Source organism: Sphingorhabdus sp., from assembly GCF_040079335.1.
GTDB lineage: Bacteria > Pseudomonadota > Alphaproteobacteria > Sphingomonadales > Sphingomonadaceae > Sphingorhabdus_B.
Genome location: NZ_JBEBKL010000091.1, coordinates 1 through 3,866 on the forward strand (window position 1 = coordinate 1; position 3,866 = coordinate 3,866).

At 58.1% G+C, this 3,866-nt stretch carries 2 protein-coding genes; both read right to left on the reverse strand.

The genetic code is table 11. The annotated features are described in order from the left end of the window. Positions 1-413: 413 nt before the first annotated feature. Positions 414-1,208 carry a hypothetical protein gene (locus tag ABL922_RS14235; RefSeq protein ID WP_349024871.1) on the reverse strand — a complete coding sequence of 265 codons (795 nt, stop codon included), beginning with the start codon at positions 1,206-1,208 and terminating at the stop codon, positions 414-416. Between the two features lie 9 nt (positions 1,209-1,217). Next, the coding region (locus tag ABL922_RS14240) for a LysM domain-containing protein (protein ID WP_349024872.1) at positions 1,218-3,866 on the reverse strand (2,649 nt) is incomplete at its 5' end.

Here is a 3,866-nt window from a genome sequence, read left to right on the forward strand (position 1 = left end):
CCGGGAGAACGAGACGGGGAAGACGAGCCATGTAAAAAGGCTATGATCCATACAAGCTCATGTCAACAAATGGGTAAATATGCACGTGTCACCGTAATTCCAGCAGCTCTATATCAAGATCAGGATAAGCACGCGCCCAAGGAGCAGCCTGTCCGGCTGCGTCATACAATGTAATACAGCCAACCCATTGATCCGGCTCGGTTTACCCACGCCGCATCACTTTGTCATACACCGTCCGACAAACCGCATCACAATGTTTACGCGGCGATTACAAAAGCTTGGCAGCCAACCAGCCCCACGGGTGCCGTGTAGGGTGTGCTTGCATACAAACGATACCACGACACCAACGCCGCCTGTCGGTCGCGGGGATCGCCGAGTATCGGGATGGGCTTACAAGAAGGTCTGGCGGTGCATCATTCCGCGATGATGACGCCTGTCCCGCGCAGCTTGTCGCGCATGGCTTCGGTGCGGTCTGCGCTCACCTTCCATAGCCAGAGATTGTCAGCCAATGGGCGAAGATCGCTGCCTGCATCGCCATCGATGAACTCCCGCAAGCTGCGGCCATCAGGCAGGCGATGCGCCAGATGCTCCGGACCAACCATGTTGTAAGGGAAGATGTCCCGGACCATGAAGAGACGGCGCGGCGGCTCTACGCCTTTGTAAAAGTCATGCAAGGATTCGTACCAAAGGTCGGTGCGGCGTTCGTCTTCAGTACTGTGCAAATTAGACCCGGCACCGCTGAGATAGACACCAGGTGCCGTCGCTGCATCCCGCGCAAAGCCGAAGCCGTAGTCCCACGGCCAAAGCTGTGCGAGTTCAGCGACGATATCGTCACAAGTCGCGCTGCCGCATTGCAGATAAGGTTCATGGGCAACTAAAGTGACATTGATCATGCCAATCTCAGGCGAGAAAGTGAATCCTGCTGTGACAAAGCTATCGTAACCGGGAGCTTTGCTATCGACAGGAGCGGCGGCCAATCCCAAGCCTTGATACCCCTGCATCTCGCGCTCAAGCACCTTCTTGTGAAAGGCTCCACCAAATTTCTTGTAGTCCCCTCGACCGATGCCATCCCAAGCGGAGAACCAATTTGGGGCTGCACCCAATTTGAGCAGCATTGATTCAAGCACCTCGTAAATATGCATCATTTCCGCAGGAGTCGGCATCTCGGGCGTGTGTCGGCTAAAGCCGATACAGTTTGCTTGGGTCATCTCTCTCACCTACTGACCACGCGGCAAAACAACACGCGGTTTCAACGGTGTGAAACCTTGCTGAATTATCTGTGGATTAAGTGCTTCATTTCGAAGGATTAGCGCATCTTTAAAATCAGTCGCCGATTGGACTTCAATGCGGGCTACGCGTCCGTCAAAATAGCGACCAAGAACATCTGGTCGAAGGTTCGGGCTGATCGTTCGTGGCGCTAACCCAAGCCCCGCATTGTATCCTTGATTGAGAAAAACTGCGTCAATATCTGGATTTCTAGCAAGCAAGATTGCTTCTCGATAGCTCTGCATTGCATGTGGGTTAACCCCATTTACAAGGTTATCGCCAGTTGATTGGGCCGTCCCGAATATTTTTGCTTTAACTTGTTGAGGTGTCAGGCGAAGCGGCACACTCTCTGCGGCAACACCCACTCGAACGGGCCCTGCTACCCGGCCAAATGCGCCCGAGCCGAGAGAGCCAACTGTCAGCACAAAATCCGTCGTGTTCCGGTCAAATGCGTTGGGTGACGTTCCCCTGCCATGTGCGACAGCCCTCCCCAAATCCAGCGTGCCAGTCGTATAGCTGCTCATGGCACCGACTGAACCGGACACGACCTTCCCGACACCGCCGAAGAAGTCGCCGACGCTGTTGGGGTGGTTGATCTGATGTGTGCCTTCGCTCAGGCTTTGCTGTGCCATTCGCCAGCGCGTACCATAAGCCTCGCCCAAGCTAAAGCTGCCAAAAAAGCCGGGTGTGTAGGAACTGATCCTCGCTCCGCCCGATGCGTCCATTCCTGCAAGCTTTGTTTCAACAAGCGAAGGCCCGATCAGGCTTGATGTATCGACCGGGACATAGGCGGTTTCTGACGAGGCGGTTGCAAGTTGCACCGACGCTCGTTCAATCTTCGCGCCAATGACCACGATTCCTTGCTCTGAATCGAATTCGGCGAAGTCGTTGATCGTCGATGAATCATATTCGCCGCGATATATTTGCCGCAACTCTTCCCGCTGCGCTTCTGTATATCCTTTGGCCGTATCAGCAAATTGCAAACCTGCCCGAATCAGGGCCAAACGCTCTTCGGGGCTGGTGGCCTCCACCACCCCTATTACATCGCCTTTACTGGTCACCACTACTTCATTCGTGGGCGTGGCCAATAATCTTGTATCCAGAGCGGTAACATCGACCCCGTCCATGACGATGCGTGGCTGTTCCGGGCGGATTATATCGTCACCCGGAAAGGCTGCCACATCACTAAAGTCAGCCCTCGCCCCGCCCGACCGTCCGCTCACCCCATTGGCGACCATATTGCCGATGGTCTGGGCGATCACATCGGGAAGTGCCGACAGGATGTTGTCGCCAAAGCTGGCGCCAGAGGAGAGGCTGCGGGTGGCGGCGTTGGCGATCAGGCTGGCCATGCTGGTGCCTGCATGGGCGAGATGGTTGGTGAGGCTGTTATTCTCATTGAGCGGTTGCAAGCCGCCACCAACCGCCTGACCCACGCCCGCCCCGACGCCTGCTGCGGCAACCCCGGACCAACTGAACCGGTTCTGAAGACCGGTGGCAGTGGCAACGCCTTGCGTCAACACGTTCGCCAGTGCGCCTTGCACCGCCGCATTGGCAAATTTGCTGCCAAGGCCAAGCGAGCCGGGTGTGAACACGCCGCCTGCCGTCTTGCCGAACAGGCCACTTACCCCGAGCCCGCCGCCTACCGCAGCGCCCGCGCCTGCAAGCGCCACAGCTTTCCAGCTGAACTTGTTCTGCAGGCCGGTGGCGACGCCAAAGCCTTGGCTCGCAATCGAACCGGCAACCGCGCCTGCGGTACCTGCGGCGATAGCGCCCGCCGCACCCAGCCCGCCGACCGTGCCTGCGGTAAAGGTCGATACTGACCCCAGTGTGGCGAGGTTACCCGCCATCATTGCTCCCCATGCCTGACCGAAGCTCGTACCCGCCAGCACGGCACTCGCGCCTGCCGTTACCACCATGGTCACAGCGATCGCGATGGCCGCAAGTATGATCATCCCAAAACCACCACATTTCGCCTTCTTCGGCGGCTTGGGCGTGGTGGGTTGGGTTTCGCCCATGACCTCGCTGGGGTCATAGGGTTGGAAGGTGCCGGCATTGTGGCTGTTCTTCGCCACGCCTTGCGGCAGGATCAGGCTGCTGCCTTCGATCAGGCTGGCCTGTGCAGACAGCCCATTGGCTTCGGCCAGCCGGTACCACAGATTGGTATCGCCATAGAGCTGGGCAGCGATGCTCGCCAGCGTGTCACCGGCGCGCACGGTGTAGCTGCCGGTGGCGGAGGCCTGTGCATAGCTGTTAAAGCCCTCGATCGACTGGGCAAAGTCGGCATAGCCCACCGTGCCGCTGTTGGTGCCACCCCGGAACAGCCCGGCATTGCTATCGCTGATCGTCGGGCCCGCCGCCGAACGGTCCTTGACCGACTGTTCGTAAGTAACCTCCATCGTGCCATTATTGCCCACCATCTCGGTCTGCCGCCCGGCAAAGCGATAGAAGATCTCGTGCGGCGCCATCTGGCCGGGGCTGCTGGTGCGGGTTTCATCGCGGCGGATCACCTGGCCGTTCATGTCGGTCAGATAGGCAAGCGATTTGGGCACCCCGTCATAGACATAGGCCGAGGTCAGGTTGCCGATGCCGTCATAGCTGTA